Below are 15,764 nucleotides of genomic sequence, written 5' to 3'. Positions count from 1 at the left end.
ATGGGTGGGTTAGGTATGCGCTTTCGCGCGTTGGTTGCTGTCGTGGGGGTGTTGCTTGCGGCAATGACTGTCAATGCTCTGGCCGCTTCACAGGTAAAAAGTGTGCGCCTGTGGCGAGCGCCGGATAACACGCGACTGGTGTTCGACCTGTCTGGCCCGGTCCAGCACAGTGTCTTTACCCTGACGGCGCCTGATCGCCTGGTCATCGACATCAATGGTGCGACCCTAGCCGCGCCGTTGAAGGTTTCCACGGCCAACACGCCGATTACCGCGATGCGCTCGGCCCAGCGCACGCCGACCGACCTGCGGGTGGTCATCGACCTGAAGAAGGTCGTCACACCCAAGAGTTTTTCCCTCGCACCGAACGCCCAGTATGGCAACCGCCTGGTGGTCGACCTGTTTGACAACCCGGCCGACGCGGCGCCAGCCCCTGCGCCAACGCCTGCTGTTGCCACGACGCCTGCGGTGCCGGTCAACCCTGCGCAGCCCCAGGTCAAGTTGCCACCGCTGCCGCCCGCACCGGCCGGCAAGCGTGACGTCATCGTAGTGATCGATGCCGGCCACGGCGGTGAAGACCCGGGCGCCTCCGGTTCCCGTGGCCAACACGAAAAAGACGTGGTCCTGGCCATTGCCCGGGAATTGCAGCGCCAGATCAACGGCATGAAAGGCTACCGCGCCGAATTGACCCGTACGGGTGACTACTTCATCCCATTGCGCGGGCGTACCGAAATCGCCCGCAAGAAGGGCGCCGACCTGTTCGTCTCGATCCACGCCGACGCCGCACCGTCGAAGGCCGCCTTTGGCGCCTCGGTGTTTGCCCTGTCGGATCGCGGCGCGACGTCTGAGACTGCACGCTGGCTGGCCGATAGCGAAAACCGCTCCGACTTGATCGGCGGCGCGGGCAACGTGTCCCTGGATGACAAGGACCGCATGCTCGCTGGTGTGTTGCTTGACCTGTCGATGACCGCCTCGCTGACCTCCAGCCTGAACGTCGGGCAGAAAGTCCTGACCAACATGGGCCGGGTCACGCCGCTGCATAAACAGCGGGTGGAGCAAGCCGGGTTTATGGTGCTCAAGTCGCCGGACATCCCGTCGATCCTGGTGGAAACCGGCTTTATCTCCAACGCCAACGAAGCCAACAAGCTGGCCAGTGCCAGCCATCAGCAGGCCCTGGCGCGTTCCATCAGCTCTGGCGTGCGTCAGTTCTTCCAGCAGAACCCGCCACCGGGCACCTATATCGCCTGGCTGCGCGATTCCGGGAAAATCGCCCAGGGCCCACGCGATCACCGGGTGCAGCCTGGCGATACGCTGGCCATGCTGGCTGTGCGCTTCCAGGTGTCGGCCGCTACCTTGCGCAGCGCCAACAGCCTGAAAACCGACGAACTGAAAGTCGGCCAGGTGTTGACCATCCCTGGCACTGAATTGGCAGCCCAGTAATGAGTGAATCGGTATTGAACAGCGCCTCGCGCATCGAATTGCTCAGCCCGCGGCTGGCCAACCAGATTGCCGCGGGTGAAGTGGTTGAGCGCCCGGCCTCGGTGATCAAGGAGCTGCTGGAAAACAGCCTCGACTCCGGCGCCAAGCGCATTGACGTGGATGTGGAGCAGGGCGGGGTCAAACTGCTGCGGGTGCGCGACGACGGCAGCGGGATTTCCTCCGATGACCTGCCGCTGGCGCTGGCGCGACATGCCACCAGCAAGATCCGTGACCTGGAAGACCTTGAGCGGGTGATGAGCCTGGGTTTCCGTGGCGAAGCGCTGGCGTCGATCAGCTCGGTGGCGCGCCTGACCCTGACTTCCCGCACCCGTGGCGCCGAGCAGGCGTGGCAGGTAGAGACCGAAGGTCGCGACATGGCCCCCCGGGTCCAGCCGGCGGCCCACCCGGTAGGCACTTCGGTGGAAGTGCGTGACTTATTCTTTAATACCCCGGCTCGGCGCAAATTCCTCAAGGCCGAAAAAACCGAATTCGATCACCTGCAAGAAGTCATCAAGCGCCTGGCCCTGGCCCGTTTCGACGTGGCCTTCCATTTGCGCCACAACGGCAAGACCATCCTCAGCCTGCACGAGGCCAACGACGATGCCGCGCGCGCCCGACGCGTATCGGCGATCTGTGGCGCGGGCTTCCTGGAGCAGGCGCTGCCGATTGAAATCGAGCGCAATGGCTTGCATTTGTGGGGGTGGGTAGGCCTGCCGACGTTCTCCCGCAGCCAGGCGGACTTGCAGTACTTCTTTGTGAATGGCCGTGCGGTGCGCGACAAGCTGGTGGCCCATGCGGTACGCCAGGCCTATCGCGACGTGCTGTTCAACGGCCGCCATCCGACCTTCGTGCTGTTTTTTGAAGTGGACCCGGCGGTCGTCGACGTCAATGTGCACCCGACCAAGCATGAAGTGCGCTTCCGTGATGGGCGCATGGTTCATGACTTCCTCTACGGTACCTTGCACCGAGCGTTGGGCGACGTGCGCCCGGATGATCAGTTGGGCGCGCCGATTGTCACTGCCGTCGTCCGCCCGACAGGGCCGGAGGCCGGTGAATTCGGGCCCCAGGGCGAAATGAGCCTGGCGGCCAACCTGCTGCAATCGCCGCAAGCCCAGCCGAGTTACCCGGCGGCGGGTTCCGGTGCAGGTGCCGGCTATCAATATCAATACACCCCGCGACCGCAATCGGCAGTGCCGGTGGCCGAGGCCCAGGCGGCCTATCGCGAGTTCTTTGCGCCGCTGCCCGGTGCCGAGCCGGGCGCAGTGGCTTTGCCGGAAGGTGGCGGTGATATCCCGCCCCTGGGTTATGCCCTGGCCCAGCTCAAGGGCATCTATATCCTCGCGGAAAACGCCCACGGCCTGGTGCTGGTGGACATGCACGCGGCCCATGAGCGGATCATGTACGAGCGCCTGAAGATCGCCATGGCCAGCGAAGGCCTGAGCGGCCAGCCGTTGCTGGTGCCGGAGTCGTTGGCGGTCAGCCAGCGCGAGGCCGATTGCGCTGAAGAGCACCTGGCGGTGTTCCAGAAGCTGGGCTTTGAGTTGCAGCGCCTGGGGCCAGAAACCCTGGCGATCCGGCAGATTCCGGCTTTGCTCAAGCAGGCCGAGGCCAATCGGCTGGTAGCTGACGTGCTGGCGGACCTGATGGAATACGGCACCAGTGACCGGATCCAGGCGCATATCAACGAACTGCTCGGCACCATGGCCTGCCACGGTGCAATCCGCGCCAACCGGCGCCTGGCCCTGCCGGAAATGAACGGCTTGCTGCGGGATATGGAAAACACCGAGCGCAGCGGCCAATGCAACCACGGCCGACCGACCTGGACCCAAATGGGCCTGGATGATCTGGACAAACTATTCCTGCGCGGCCGTTGATGAGCTCTCTACCTCCCGCCATCTTCCTGATGGGCCCGACGGCCGCCGGCAAGACCGACCTGGCTATCGAGCTGACCAAGGTCCTGCCGTGCGAGTTGATCAGCGTCGATTCGGCCCTGGTTTACCGGGACATGGACATCGGCACCGCCAAACCGTCCAAAGAGCTGTTGGCCGCCCATCCCCATCGTCTGATCGACATTATCGATCCGTCGCAAAGCTACTCGGCGGCGGATTTTCGCAGCGATGCCCTTGCCGCCATGACGCAAATCACCGCGCGGGGCAATATCCCGCTGCTGGTGGGCGGCACGATGCTCTATTACAAGGCGCTGCAGGAAGGCCTGGCAGACATGCCGCCCGCCGATCCACAGGTGCGCGCCGAAATCGAAGAAGAGGCTGCGCGCCTTGGCTGGCAAGCCCTGCACGAGCAATTGGCGGCGATTGACCCGGTGTCTGCCGCGCGCATTCACCCCAATGACCCCCAGCGCCTGAGCCGGGCCCTGGAAGTCTGGCGCGTCAGTGGTCAGACCATGACAGCCCACCGCCTCAGACAATCTGCGCAAAGTACTGACGCAGGCACCTCTGGACCGGGACAATTGCCCTATACTGTCGCAAATCTGGCTATCGCTCCGGCGAATCGCCAGGTGCTGCATGAGCGAATTGCACAAAGATTCACAATTATGTTGGAACAGGGGTTCGTAGAGGAGGTCGTAGCACTGCGTTCAAGAGGTGATCTGCATCCGGGATTGCCTTCGATACGTGCTGTAGGCTACCGCCAAGTCTGGGATCATCTGGATGGCAAGCTGACGTCAGCCGAAATGCAGGAGCGCGGCATTATTGCCACGCGCCAATTGGCAAAGCGCCAGTTCACTTGGCTGCGCAGCTGGACTGACTTGCATTGGCTGGACAGTCTGGATTGCGACAATCTGTCACGCGCCTTGAAATACTTGGGAACGGTCTCCATATTGAGCTGAGTCCTTGCAATTGCCGTCTATCCTTGGGGGTGTGACGGTCACAAACTATCTATTTTTCCGATTTTTTATTATTGATCCTTAAAGGAGTGCGGCACATGTCAAAAGGGCATTCGCTACAAGACCCTTACTTGAATACTTTACGTAAAGAGAAAGTTGGGGTTTCCATCTATCTGGTCAACGGCATCAAGCTGCAAGGTACGATCGAGTCTTTCGACCAGTTCGTTATCCTGCTGAAAAACACCGTCAGCCAGATGGTCTACAAACACGCTATCTCGACAGTAGTGCCGGTTCGTCCAATTCGTCTGCCTAGCGCAACCGAATCCGAACAGGGTGACGCTGAGCCAGGTAACGCCTGATAGGAGTCTCCTTTGTTCTTTGAGCGCCACGGTGGTGGTGAGCGAGTAATCCTCGTTCACTTGGATGGACAGGACCCTGAGGCGCGCGAAGATCCGCAGGAGTTTCAGGAGCTGGCAAATTCGGCCGGCGCCGAGACCGTCGCGTTTTTTAACGTGCCGCGTCATCGGCCAACCGCCAAATTTCTGATTGGCAGCGGCAAGGTCGAGGAACTGCGCGACCTGGTCCATGCCGAAGAAGCCGATCTGGTGATCTTCAATCACATCCTCACGCCCAGTCAGGAACGTAACCTCGAACGTGTGTTCGAGTGCCGCGTGATTGACCGCACCGGTCTGATTCTCGATATTTTCGCCCAGCGCGCCCGTACCCATGAAGGCAAGCTCCAGGTCGAACTGGCCCAGCTTGACCACATGAGCACCCGCCTGGTTCGCGGCTGGACTCACCTTGAGCGTCAGGGTGGCGGTATCGGCATGCGTGGCCCGGGTGAAACCCAGCTTGAGACCGACCGGCGTCTGCTGCGGGTTCGCCTGCGCCAGATCAAGGGCCGTCTGGAAAAAGTACGCAGCCAACGCGAGCAATCGCGCCGTGGGCGTACGCGTGCGGATATCCCTACCGTGTCCCTGGTGGGCTATACCAACGCCGGCAAATCCACGCTGTTCAACAACGTGACCAAATCGGACGTGTACGCGGCCGACCAGCTGTTCGCCACCCTCGACCCGACCTTGCGCCGTCTGGAACTCGACGACCTGGGGCCGATTGTGCTGGCCGATACCGTGGGCTTCATTCGCCACTTGCCCCACAAGCTGGTCGAGGCGTTCCGGTCTACGCTCGAAGAGTCGAGCAACTCCGACCTGCTGCTGCACGTAATCGATGCGGCCGAGCCTGACCGGATGTTGCAGATCGAACAGGTCATGGTGGTACTGGGCGAGATTGGTGCCCAGGACTTGCCGATCCTTGAGGTCTATAACAAACTCGATTTGCTTGAGGGTGTAGAGCCGCAAATCCAGCGTGACGAAAACGGCAGGCCCCAACGGGTCTGGCTCTCGGCGCGCGATGGTAGCGGTCTTAAGCTGCTCGAGCAGGCGATTGCCGAGTTGCTCGGTGGTGATTTGTTCGTCGGCACCTTGCGCTTGCCGCAGCGTTTTGCTCGACTGCGTGCTCAGTTTTTTGAGTTGGGCGCCGTACAGAAAGAAGAACACGACGAAGAAGGTGTCAGCCTGCTGGCTGTTCGTTTGCCTCGTTCGGAGCTCAATCGGCTGGTGAGTCGTGAGGGTGTTGTACCGACAGAGTTCCTCGAACAACACACTTTGCAATAAAAGCCTGAGAAAGCGGTTGTGCCGCTGTGGCAGGCATTCTGTAGCATTGGTCGGCGCGCCGTGGGTGCGTCTTTGCTTTATCAGATGGAGAGCGCTATGGCTTGGAATGAGCCGGGTGGCAACTCGAATAATCAGGATCCTTGGGGTGGTAAACGCCGCAATAATGGCGACCGCAAGGGGCCACCAGATCTCGACGAGGCCTTCCGAAAGCTGCAGGAAAGCCTGAATGGGTTGTTCGGTGGTGGAAAAAAACGTGGTGGTGACGACGGCGGTCGCACGAGCAAGGGCGGCGGCTACGGCCTGCTTGGCCTCGGTCTCGTGGCGCTGGCGGCTGTCTGGCTGTACAGCGCGGTCTATGTAGTCGACGAGCAGGAGCAAGCCGTGGTGCTGCGCTTCGGCAAGTACTACGAGACTGTCGGTCCAGGCCTGAACATCTACTTCCCGCCGATCGACAAGAAGTACATGGAGAACGTCACGCGTGAGCGTGCCTACACCAAGCAGGGCCAGATGCTGACCGAAGACGAGAACATCGTCGAAGTGCCGCTGACCGTGCAGTACAAGATCAGCAACCTGCAGGACTTCGTGCTTAACGTCGACCAGCCGGAAATCAGCTTGCAGCACGCGACCGAAAGCGCCCTGCGCCACGTAGTGGGCTCCACTGCGATGGACCAGGTGCTGACCGAAGGTCGTGAATTGATGGCCAGCGAGATCAAGGAGCGCCTGCAACGGTTCCTCGATACATATCGCACCGGTATCACTGTTACCCAGGTCAACGTACAGAGCGCAGCGGCACCGCGTGAAGTGCAGGAAGCCTTCGATGACGTGATCCGCGCCCGTGAAGACGAGCAGCGTTCGCGCAACCAGGCTGAAACCTACGCCAACGGCGTCGTGCCGGAAGCCCGTGGTCAGGCCCAGCGCATCCTTGAAGATGCCAACGGTTACCGCGACGAAGTCGTGTCCCGCGCCAAGGGTGAGGCTGACCGCTTCACCAAGCTGGTGGCCGAGTACCGCAAGGCACCGGAAGTCACCCGCGAGCGTCTGTACCTGGACACCATGCAGGAAGTCTTCACCAATACCAGCAAGGTACTCGTGACCGGCAACAAGGGTGGGCAGAACAATCTGCTGTACCTGCCGCTGGACAAGATGATCGAAGGTGGTCGTAGCGCTGGTAACACTTCGTCTTCCGCCAGTTCGACTGCCGCTGCCAACGAAGCGAGCGCCCGTGCGGCCGCTGACTTGCAGCAACAGCAAACACGTTCCAGGGAGAGTCGTTGATGAGCAATAAATCGCTGACCGCCCTGATTGTGGGTGTCGTCGTGGTCATCGCTGCCTGGAACTGCTTCTACATCGTGGCTCAGACCGAGCGTGCGGTGTTGCTGCAATTCGGTCGCGTGGTCCAGGCGGATGTCCAGCCAGGCCTGCATGTGAAGGTCCCCTACGTCAACCAGGTGCGCAAGTTCGACGCCCGCCTGATGACCCTGGATGCACCGACGCAGCGCTTCCTGACCCTGGAGAAGAAAGCCGTGATGGTTGACGCCTACGCCAAGTGGCGCGTCAAGGATGCCGAGCGCTTCTACACCGCGACTTCCGGCCTCAAGCAGATTGCCGACGAGCGTTTGTCCCGTCGTCTGGAATCGGGCCTGCGTGACCAGTTTGGTAAACGCACCCTGCACGAGGTGGTATCGGGTGAACGTGATGCGCTGATGGCTGACATCACGCGTTCGTTGAACACCATGGCCGAAAAAGAGCTGGGCATCGAAGTGGTCGATGTTCGGGTCAAGGCCATTGACCTGCCCAAGGAAGTGAACCGCAGCGTGTTCGAGCGTATGAGCACCGAGCGTGAGCGTGAGGCTCGTGAGCACCGTGCCAAGGGTAACGAACTGGCTGAAGGTATCCGTGCGGATGCCGACCGTCAGCGTCGCGTACTGTTGGCAGAAGCCTATCGTGAGTCTGAAGAGGCTCGCGGTGATGGTGATGCTCAAGCCGCGGCGATCTACGCCAAGGCTTACGGCCAGGACCAGGAGTTCTACGCGTTCTATCGTAGCCTGCGTGCCTACCGTGAAAGCTTCGCGAACAAAACCGATGTCATGGTGCTGGACCCAAGTAGCGATTTCTTCCGCTACCTGGAAAAGTCCAAGTAACCCGCTGACTGGCTGGTTTCACTCCGTCGGGCGGCTAAAACGCTCGGCGGGGTGATCCTTTCGGAAAACGGGTGTATGATGCGGCAGCCGGGAAATTCCCGGCTTTTTTGCGTCTGCATGTTTGATTGTTGTTGTGCGCTGCAGGCGTGACAGGTTTTTCGAGGAAAGTGCCCGACGAGGCCCGTTACAGGCCATTCGTCACGTCGCTCTTGCGCGTGGTTTATGCAGGGGCCGGGTATTTTCTGCTTCACTCAAGGCTCGCCCAAGGGCTGGCCGGGTCATAGGGGAATGGCGTAATGGCAACGGTAGACCGCTGGCTGCTGCCAGATGGCATCGAAGAAGTACTGCCACCAGAGGCTGCGCGTATTGAAATCGCGCGTCGCCAGGTGTTGGATCTGTTCCAGAGCTGGGGTTACGAGTTTGTCGTGACTCCCCATATCGAGTACCTGGAATCCCTGCTGACCGGCGCGGGCCAGGACCTGGATCTGCGCACCTTCAAGGTCATCGACCCGCAATCGGGCCGGCAAATGGGCTTTCGCGCCGACATCACGCCGCAAGTGGCGCGCATCGATGCGCATACCCTGCGCCGTGAAGGGCCGAGCCGCCTGTGCTACGCCGGCAGCGTGCTACATGCCCAGCCGCGTGCCTTGTCGTCTTCCCGTAGCCCGATCCAGCTGGGCGCCGAGTTATACGGCGATGCAAGCCCGAGCAGCGACGTCGAAGTCATCAGCCTGATGCTGGCGATGCTGCAGTTGGCTGACGTGCCGGATGTGCACATGGACCTGGGGCATGTCGGTATCTACCGTGGCCTGGCCCGTGCGGCTGGTCTGTCCGGTGAAGTTGAGCAACAGTTGTTCGATGCCCTGCAGCGCAAAGCTATCGACGAAGTGATCGCCCTGACCGAAGGTGTGCCTGCCGATCTGGCTGGCATGCTGCGTGCGCTGGTGGATCTGTGTGGTGGTCGCGAAGTGCTGGCCGCCGCCCGTGAGCGCCTGGCCAAAGCGCCTGCGCCTGTATTGGCGGCGCTGGACGATGTGCTGGCGATTGCCGAGCAGTTGTCGGCGCGCTTCCCGCAGTTGCCTTTGTATTTCGACCTGGGTGAGTTGCGCGGCTACCACTACCACACCGGTGTGGTGTTCGCCGTGTTTGTGCCGGGTGTTGGCCAAGCCATTGCCCAGGGCGGTCGTTATGACGATATCGGCGCCGACTTCGGTCGTGCCCGTCCGGCAACTGGTTTTTCTACCGATTTGAAAACCCTGGTGACCCTGGGGCGTGCTGAAGTCGAGCTACCGTCTGGCGGTATCTGGATGCCAGACAGTACGGACGCGGCACTCTGGCAGCAGGTCTGCCAGTTGCGCAGCGAGGGTCAGCGTGTCGTCCAGGCCTTGCCTGGGCAGCCATTGGCCGCCGCCCGTGAAGCGGACTGCGACCGGCAATTGATTCAGCAGAACGGGCTTTGGCAAGTATCGCCACTGGCTTCTTGAGTTTTCCTGCCGGCCAACGCCGGCACCAAGTTTGCGCGAATGAGGACAAGTGTTATGGGTAAGAATGTCGTAGTCCTGGGCACCCAATGGGGTGATGAGGGCAAAGGCAAGATCGTTGATCTGCTGACCGAACATGCTGCCGCCGTAGTGCGCTACCAAGGTGGCCACAACGCTGGCCACACCCTGGTCATCGATGGCGAAAAAACCGTCTTGCACCTGATCCCGTCGGGCGTCCTGCGCGAAGGCGTGCAGTGCCTGATCGGCAATGGCGTGGTGGTTGCACCTGACGCCCTGTTGCGCGAGATCACCAAGCTGGAAGAGAAAGGCGTACCGGTGCGCGAGCGCCTGCGTATCAGCCCGTCCTGCCCGCTGATCCTGTCCTTCCACGTCGCCCTGGATCAGGCCCGTGAAAAGGCCCGTGGCGAGCTGAAGATCGGTACTACCGGTCGCGGCATCGGCCCGGCCTACGAAGACAAGGTTGCACGTCGTGGCCTGCGTGTGGGCGACTTGCTCAACATGCCGCGCTTTGAAGACAAGCTGCGTGAGCTAGTGGATTACCACAACTTCATGCTGGTCGGTTACTACAAAGAGCCGGCCATTGAGTTCGACAAGACCCTGGCTGAGTGCAAAGAGTACGCTGAGCTGCTCAAGCCGCTGATGCTGGACGTGACTGCCGAGCTGCACGACCTGCGTCGCGCCGGCAAAGACATCATGTTCGAAGGTGCCCAGGGTTCGTTGCTGGACATCGACCACGGTACCTACCCGTACGTGACCAGCTCCAACACCACCGCTGGTGGCGTGGCGACCGGTTCGGGTGTTGGCCCGATGTTCCTGGACTACATCCTGGGCATCACCAAGGCCTACACCACTCGCGTAGGTTCGGGTCCATTCCCGACTGAGCTGTTTGACGACGTCGGTGCGCACCTGGCCAAACAGGGTCACGAGTTCGGCGCGACTACCGGTCGTGCTCGTCGTTGTGGCTGGTTCGACGCCGTTATCCTGCGTCGCGCTATCGATGTGAACAGCATCTCGGGCATCTGCCTGACCAAGCTGGACGTGCTCGACGGTCTGGAAGCCATCAACATCTGCATCGGCTACAAAGATGCAGACGGTAACGATGTTGCCCCGACTGACGCCGACAGCTACGTGGGCCTGCAGCCGGTGTACGAAGAAGTGCCGGGCTGGACCGAGTCGACCGTGGGTGCCAAGACCCTGGAAGAGCTGCCTGCCAACGCCCGTGCCTACATCAAGCGCGTTGAACAGTTGATCGGCGCGCCGATCGACATTATTTCGACGGGCCCGGACCGCAACGAGACCATCGTCCTGCGTCATCCGTTCGCTTAATAAGCTGTTGATGTAAAAAGCAAAGGGCCCCTTCGGGGGCCCTTTGTCGTTTCTGTCTCGGGCACGGCACGACCCTTGCTATGTTTCTCTCTTTCGCGGTGCTATCAATTTAATGGCACCCGTGGTGGAGGGATTCCCGATGTCTGCCGTTCTCTCATTGTTACAAAGCCGGTTGTTGCGACCGGTGTTCGTTACCCTTGGTATCGCTCTTTTGGTGCAAGTGCTGGTGGCGGTCGCCCTGACCCGGAGCACAGTCACGGCCCTGGAAGCCGATTTGGGCAAGCGCCTGGGCGTCGACAGCCAGAAACTGTCGGGCGAATTGACGCAGGCGGGCAAGGAAGTGATGTCCAGCCTGGACAGCTTATCGACCAGTACCAGTGACCGCCTGACTGCCGGGCTTTCTGCGCGTTTGAAGCAAGAGCAGCAGCAACTGCGTGCGACCCTGGAAAAGGACCTGAAAGACTCTGCCAACGACATGGCGCAGTTGCTGGCCTCGGTTGCACCGCGTGCGATGTGGGACAGTGATGTTCCGGCACTGTCGGAATTCGCCCGGCGCGCCCAGCGCAATCCCAATGTGTTGTTTGTGGTGTATGACGACGCTACTGGCCAGCATCTGACCCGTTATCTGAACCGGGAAAACCCGATCAACAAGGCGCTGTTGGAGAAAGGCGAGGGTGACCGTGCGTTGGATAAAGTGTTGAATGCCGCGAAAAACGACCCTTCGGTGTACTACGTCGAAGCCTCTATCAGCCCCAATGGCGTGGAGATCGGCAAGGTGCTCATGGGGGTTTCCACTGCGGCGGTGGAGGCTGACCTGACGGCGCTGGACCAGCGCTTTGCTGCGCTGATCGCCAGCGGCGGTCAATTGGTGGGGGATAGCCTCAAGGGCGCAGCGGCGGACAGTGCGGCAGCCATGGGCGCCCGCCTGCAGTCGGCGCAAGCCACGGCCACGCAAATGACGGCCAACACCTCGGGTGCGGTACAGGAGGCCGCGCAAGCCTTGCGCTGGCGCATCGGCCTGGGCCTGGCGGTGGTTGGCCTGGGCGTGTTGTTGCTGATTGCCGTGGTGCTTGGGCGGCGTGTGGTCAACCGCTTGAAACTGCTGATTGCGGCCATGGATGATCTGGCGGCGGGTGAGGGCGACCTGACCAAGCGCGTGCAGATCAACAGCCAGGATGAAATCGGCGCCATGGCCTCTGCGGTCAATCGCTTTGTGGATAAGTTGCAGCCCATTGTGCGGGAGGCGGGTGATGTGGCGCAGCGTACCGGTGTGGAAATCGGCGCGATGACTCTGCGCAACGCCGGTGCCGATGCGGCGGCGGGTTTGCAGCGCGATGAAGTGGCCGAAAGCCTGCGGGCGCTGTCGCAAATGGCTGATGAGGCCCAGGCCGAAAGCCATGCCATGCAGGCCGCGTTGCAGCAGGTGGTGGATATACGCCAGGCCACCGATGAAAATTCGCGGACCTCGGCCGAGGTCGGCAGTTTGATCGAGGCATTGGCGGGCCAGGTGCAGGCCGGCTCCAAGGTGATCGAGCGCCTGGCCCAGCAAAGCGAGCAGATTGAAGTGGTGCTGACGGTGATCCACGGCATCGCCGAGCAGACCAACCTGCTGGCCCTGAACGCGGCTATCGAAGCGGCGCGGGCCGGTGAGACCGGGCGTGGTTTTGCGGTGGTGGCGGACGAAGTGCGCGCGCTGGCCAGTAAAACCCAAAGCTCCACGGGCGATATCCAGGCGCATATCGTGGCGCTGCAACAAGGCGCGCGCGAGGCGGTGGAAACCATCGGCAAGGCCGGACGCCAGGCCAGTGAGGGGCTGCTGGTACTGCGCGACAGCGTGCGCTTGCAGCAAACGGTGCAGGCCTCGGTTGAGCAGGTGCATGCGGCGATTGGCCTGGCGACTCGGGCTGCCGAGCATCAGGCCCAGGGCGCGCATGCGGTGCGTGGTCGGGTCGAAGTGATCCACGCCCAGGCCGAGCGTGCGGCCCAGGCGGTGGTGGAAACCACCGCCAGTGGCAAGGTGCTGGATGGGTTGGCGGCGCAGTTGAAGGCCAGCCTGGGGCAGTTTCGGGCCTGAGGTTGGCTGCTCGGGCCTCATCGCGGGCAAGCCCGCTCCCACAGGTAATCGCGTTCCAATGTGGGAGCGGGCTTGCCCGCGATTGCGGCCTCAGCGGCTCAGATACATCCGCGTCGTGAGCAGATAGACGGGCAACCCCGACACCACAATCAACAACGCTGCATAAGGCGCCGCCGCCGCAAACTCCACATTCGAGGTATGCGCCCACACGGCAGTGGCCAAGGTATTGAGCCCGGTCGGGCTAAGCAGCAGGGTCGCGGTCAATTCCTTCATCGCATCGAGGAACACCAGCGCAAACGCGGCCCCCAATGCCGGAAAGATAATCGGCAAGGTCACCCGGCAAAATGCGCTGAATGACGATGCACCCAGCGTGCGGGCCGCTTCCTCCAGTTGGGGCGCCGCCTTGTTCAGCGCGGTCCGGATCGGCGCCTGGGCCAGCGGCAAGAACAGCAATGCATACGCGATCAACAGCAGTGCCGAGGTCTGATACAGCGCCGGCACGTAATGCAGGGCGAAATACACCAGGGTCAAGGCAATCACCAGGCCGGGCAGGGCGTGCAGCAGGTAGGGCAGGCGTTCGGCCCACAGCGCCAGTTGGCCCTTGTAGCGCACCACCAGCAAGCCGACTGGCACCGCCAGCGCCAGGCAAAGTGCGGCGCCGCCCAAGGACAAGGCCAGGGACGACAGCAACGCCTCACTGATTTGCGCGACCGGGAAGGCGGCCGAAGAACCCACGGCCAGCCAGTAACCGAGCATCCCCAGTGGAATGCCGCTGCCAATGATCGCCAGCATCAAGCAATAAAGCTGGCCCAGTGGCGCCCATTTAGCCAGTCGAACCTGCTCGGCATGCCGTGCCGCGCCTTGCCCGGTGCGCACATGGCGGCCCTTGCCGCGCACGCGCAATTCCAGCCAGAGCAGGGTCAGGCACATCATCAGCAACACCGCAGACAGCATCGCCGCGTTGGCATTGCTGAACTCCAGTTCGAACTGCTGGTAGATCGCCGTGGTGAAGGTTTGCAGGCCGATGATCGACAGGGCGCCGAATTCCACCAGCATATGCAAGGCAATCAGCAGGGCGCCGGCCAGCAGCGACGGCCACAACAGCGGCAAAGTAATGCGAAAGAACACGCCCCAACGATTGAGTCCCAGGGTGCGGGCCGACTCTTCCAGGGACGGATCGAGGTTGCGCAGGGTGGCCGCTACCGGCAAAAACACCAGAGGGTACTTGGACAGGGTCATCACCAGGATCGCCCCGCCAAGGCCTTCGAACTGGGCGCTCAGCGACACCCAGGTAAAGCTGCTGACAAACGCCGGCACGGCAAACGGCAGGCACAAAATCACGCCCCAGATGCGCCGGCCCGGGAGGTTACTGCGCTCCAGCAGCCAGGCCAGGGACAGGCCGATCACGGCGCAGGCCACGGTCACGCCGATCATCAGTGCCAAAGTATTGCGCAGCAACCCGAACACATACGGTCGCCACAGCAGATGCACTGCTTCGGCCCAGCCGGCTTGCCAGGCCTTGAGGCCTACATACACCAACGGCAGCAGGCTCAGGCCGACCAACAGTAAGACCGGCAGCAGCAACCAGATCGAGGGGCGCTTGCGCCGTGGGCTAAAACCCCCGCGCAAGGCGGGGGTCGGTAGCGATGGGTTCATCAGTTCAGGCCAACCTCACGTTCCAGCTCCAGGGCTTCTTCGGCATTGCCCAGGTCGGCGGGAGTGATTTTCGGCGGTTGCAGTTCGCTAAATGGCTTGAGGCCGCGATTGGATTCCATGCCTTTGCGCAGCGGGTATTCGGCGGACGTGTTGGTAATCACGCGCTGGCCTTCTTCGCTGGCCATGAACGCCAGCAACTGCTGCGCTTCCTTGGGATGCTTGCTGGATTTCAGTGCTGCTGCTGCGGATACGGTAATCAGGCCGCCGGCATCGCCATCGGTGAAGTAGTGCAGTTGCGAATCCAGGTTGGTCTTTTCCTTTTTCAGGGCAAACCAGTAGTAGTTGTTCACTAGCACCGTGGCCACTTCGCCGTTTTCCACGGCTTTGAGGGCGACCATATTGTTGCTGTAGACCTTGCCGAACGCGCGCAGGCCGGTGAGCCATTCTTCGGCGGCGTCGCGCCCGTGCATCTTGAGGATCGCGACGGCTTGTTCCTGGAAGGCGCCGCTGGTGGGGACGAAGCCAACCTTGCCTTGCCACTCGGGGTCGGCAAAATCCAGCACCGACTTGGGCAGTTCGTCTTCCTTGATCAGTTTCGGGTTGAAGGCCACGACCCGGGTGCGTGCGGTCACGCCCATCCAGGCGCCGTCGGCGGCCACGTATTCCTTGGGTAATACATCTAGCGTGCTGGCATCGATGGTCGCCAGCAGGCCTTGTTCGCCGAGTTTGTTCAGCGGCGGGGACTCTTCGGTGTAGATCACGTCGGCAGGGGAGCGATCACCCTCTTCAACGACCTGGCTGGCCAGTTGGTTGCTGCTGCCCTTGCGCACATTCACATGGATGCCAGTCTTGGCCTCGAAGGCCTTGGCGAGTTCATCGCCGACTTCCTTGTGCTGGCCGTTGTACAGGGTCAGTTCAACCTTGTCGGCGGAATAGGCAGTGGGCGAGAGTAGGGTCAGGCCGAGCAGAGTGATGGTCAGGCCACGCAGAAGGGATGTCTTGAGACGGGTATCGCGGATCATCATCCGGGGTGTTCCTCACTTGTATGCAACAAATTCTTACAAGGATAAACGA

The 15,764-nt window shown here is 61.6% G+C and carries 12 protein-coding genes; 10 read left to right on the top strand and 2 right to left on the bottom strand.

Going from position 1 to position 15,764, the window contains the following annotated elements; all coding sequences use genetic code 11:
• Positions 1-15: 15 nt before the first annotated feature.
• The 10 genes from FIV38_RS04620 (at position 16) to FIV38_RS04575 (ending at position 13,034) form a co-directional block, all read left to right on the top strand.
• On the top strand, positions 16-1,437 hold the full coding sequence (locus FIV38_RS04620; RefSeq protein WP_029299576.1) for an N-acetylmuramoyl-L-alanine amidase: 1,422 nt from the start codon (positions 16-18) through the stop codon (positions 1,435-1,437).
• Positions 1,438-1,451: 14 nt separating this feature from the next.
• On the top strand, positions 1,452-3,350 hold the full coding sequence (gene mutL / locus FIV38_RS04615; protein ID WP_166647829.1) for a DNA mismatch repair endonuclease MutL: 1,899 nt from the start codon (positions 1,452-1,454) through the stop codon (positions 3,348-3,350).
• Entirely contained in the window at positions 3,350-4,321 is a 972-nt protein-coding gene (gene miaA / locus FIV38_RS04610; RefSeq protein WP_092233042.1) for a tRNA (adenosine(37)-N6)-dimethylallyltransferase MiaA, read from the top strand. Before mutL ends, miaA begins: the two co-directional genes overlap by 1 nt.
• 95 nt (positions 4,322-4,416) lie before the next feature.
• Positions 4,417-4,677, top strand: coding sequence for an RNA chaperone Hfq (gene hfq, locus FIV38_RS04605; RefSeq protein WP_010221594.1), 261 nt, complete (start codon positions 4,417-4,419; stop codon positions 4,675-4,677).
• Positions 4,678-4,689: 12 nt separating this feature from the next.
• On the top strand, positions 4,690-5,991 hold the full coding sequence (hflX, locus tag FIV38_RS04600; protein WP_092233046.1) for a ribosome rescue GTPase HflX: 1,302 nt from the start codon (positions 4,690-4,692) through the stop codon (positions 5,989-5,991).
• A gap of 96 nt (positions 5,992-6,087) precedes the next feature.
• A complete protein-coding gene (gene hflK / locus FIV38_RS04595) occupies positions 6,088-7,266 on the top strand; it encodes an FtsH protease activity modulator HflK (RefSeq protein ID WP_029299584.1) in 1,179 nt (392 codons plus the stop codon).
• Entirely contained in the window at positions 7,266-8,132 is an 867-nt protein-coding gene (gene hflC, locus FIV38_RS04590) for a protease modulator HflC (protein ID WP_010213607.1), read from the top strand. Before hflK ends, hflC begins: the two co-directional genes overlap by 1 nt.
• A 296-nt stretch (positions 8,133-8,428) precedes the next feature.
• Positions 8,429-9,616 (top strand): ATP phosphoribosyltransferase regulatory subunit, encoded by a 1,188-nt coding sequence (locus FIV38_RS04585; RefSeq protein ID WP_029299587.1) that lies wholly within the window; start codon positions 8,429-8,431, stop codon positions 9,614-9,616.
• 54 nt (positions 9,617-9,670) lie between these two features.
• On the top strand, positions 9,671-10,960 hold the full coding sequence (locus tag FIV38_RS04580; RefSeq protein WP_092233048.1) for an adenylosuccinate synthase: 1,290 nt from the start codon (positions 9,671-9,673) through the stop codon (positions 10,958-10,960).
• Between the two features lie 139 nt (positions 10,961-11,099).
• Entirely contained in the window at positions 11,100-13,034 is a 1,935-nt protein-coding gene (locus tag FIV38_RS04575; protein ID WP_092233051.1) for a methyl-accepting chemotaxis protein, read from the top strand.
• A 90-nt stretch (positions 13,035-13,124) separates the two neighbouring features.
• Here the strand turns inward: FIV38_RS04575 and FIV38_RS04570 are convergent, their stop codons facing one another.
• On the bottom strand, positions 13,125-14,690 hold the full coding sequence (locus FIV38_RS04570; protein ID WP_092233054.1) for an ABC transporter permease: 1,566 nt from the start codon (positions 14,688-14,690) through the stop codon (positions 13,125-13,127).
• Positions 14,690-15,715: an extracellular solute-binding protein gene (locus tag FIV38_RS04565; protein WP_092233057.1), complete on the bottom strand. Its 1,026-nt coding sequence runs from the start codon at positions 15,713-15,715 to the stop codon at positions 14,690-14,692. Before FIV38_RS04565 ends, FIV38_RS04570 begins: the two co-directional genes overlap by 1 nt.
• Positions 15,716-15,764: the final 49 nt, after the last annotated feature.

The sequence above is a fragment of the Pseudomonas proteolytica genome (genome assembly GCF_007858275.1).
Taxonomy (GTDB): domain Bacteria; phylum Pseudomonadota; class Gammaproteobacteria; order Pseudomonadales; family Pseudomonadaceae; genus Aquipseudomonas; species Aquipseudomonas proteolytica.
This window is presented reverse-complemented; position numbering and strand designations above follow the sequence as displayed.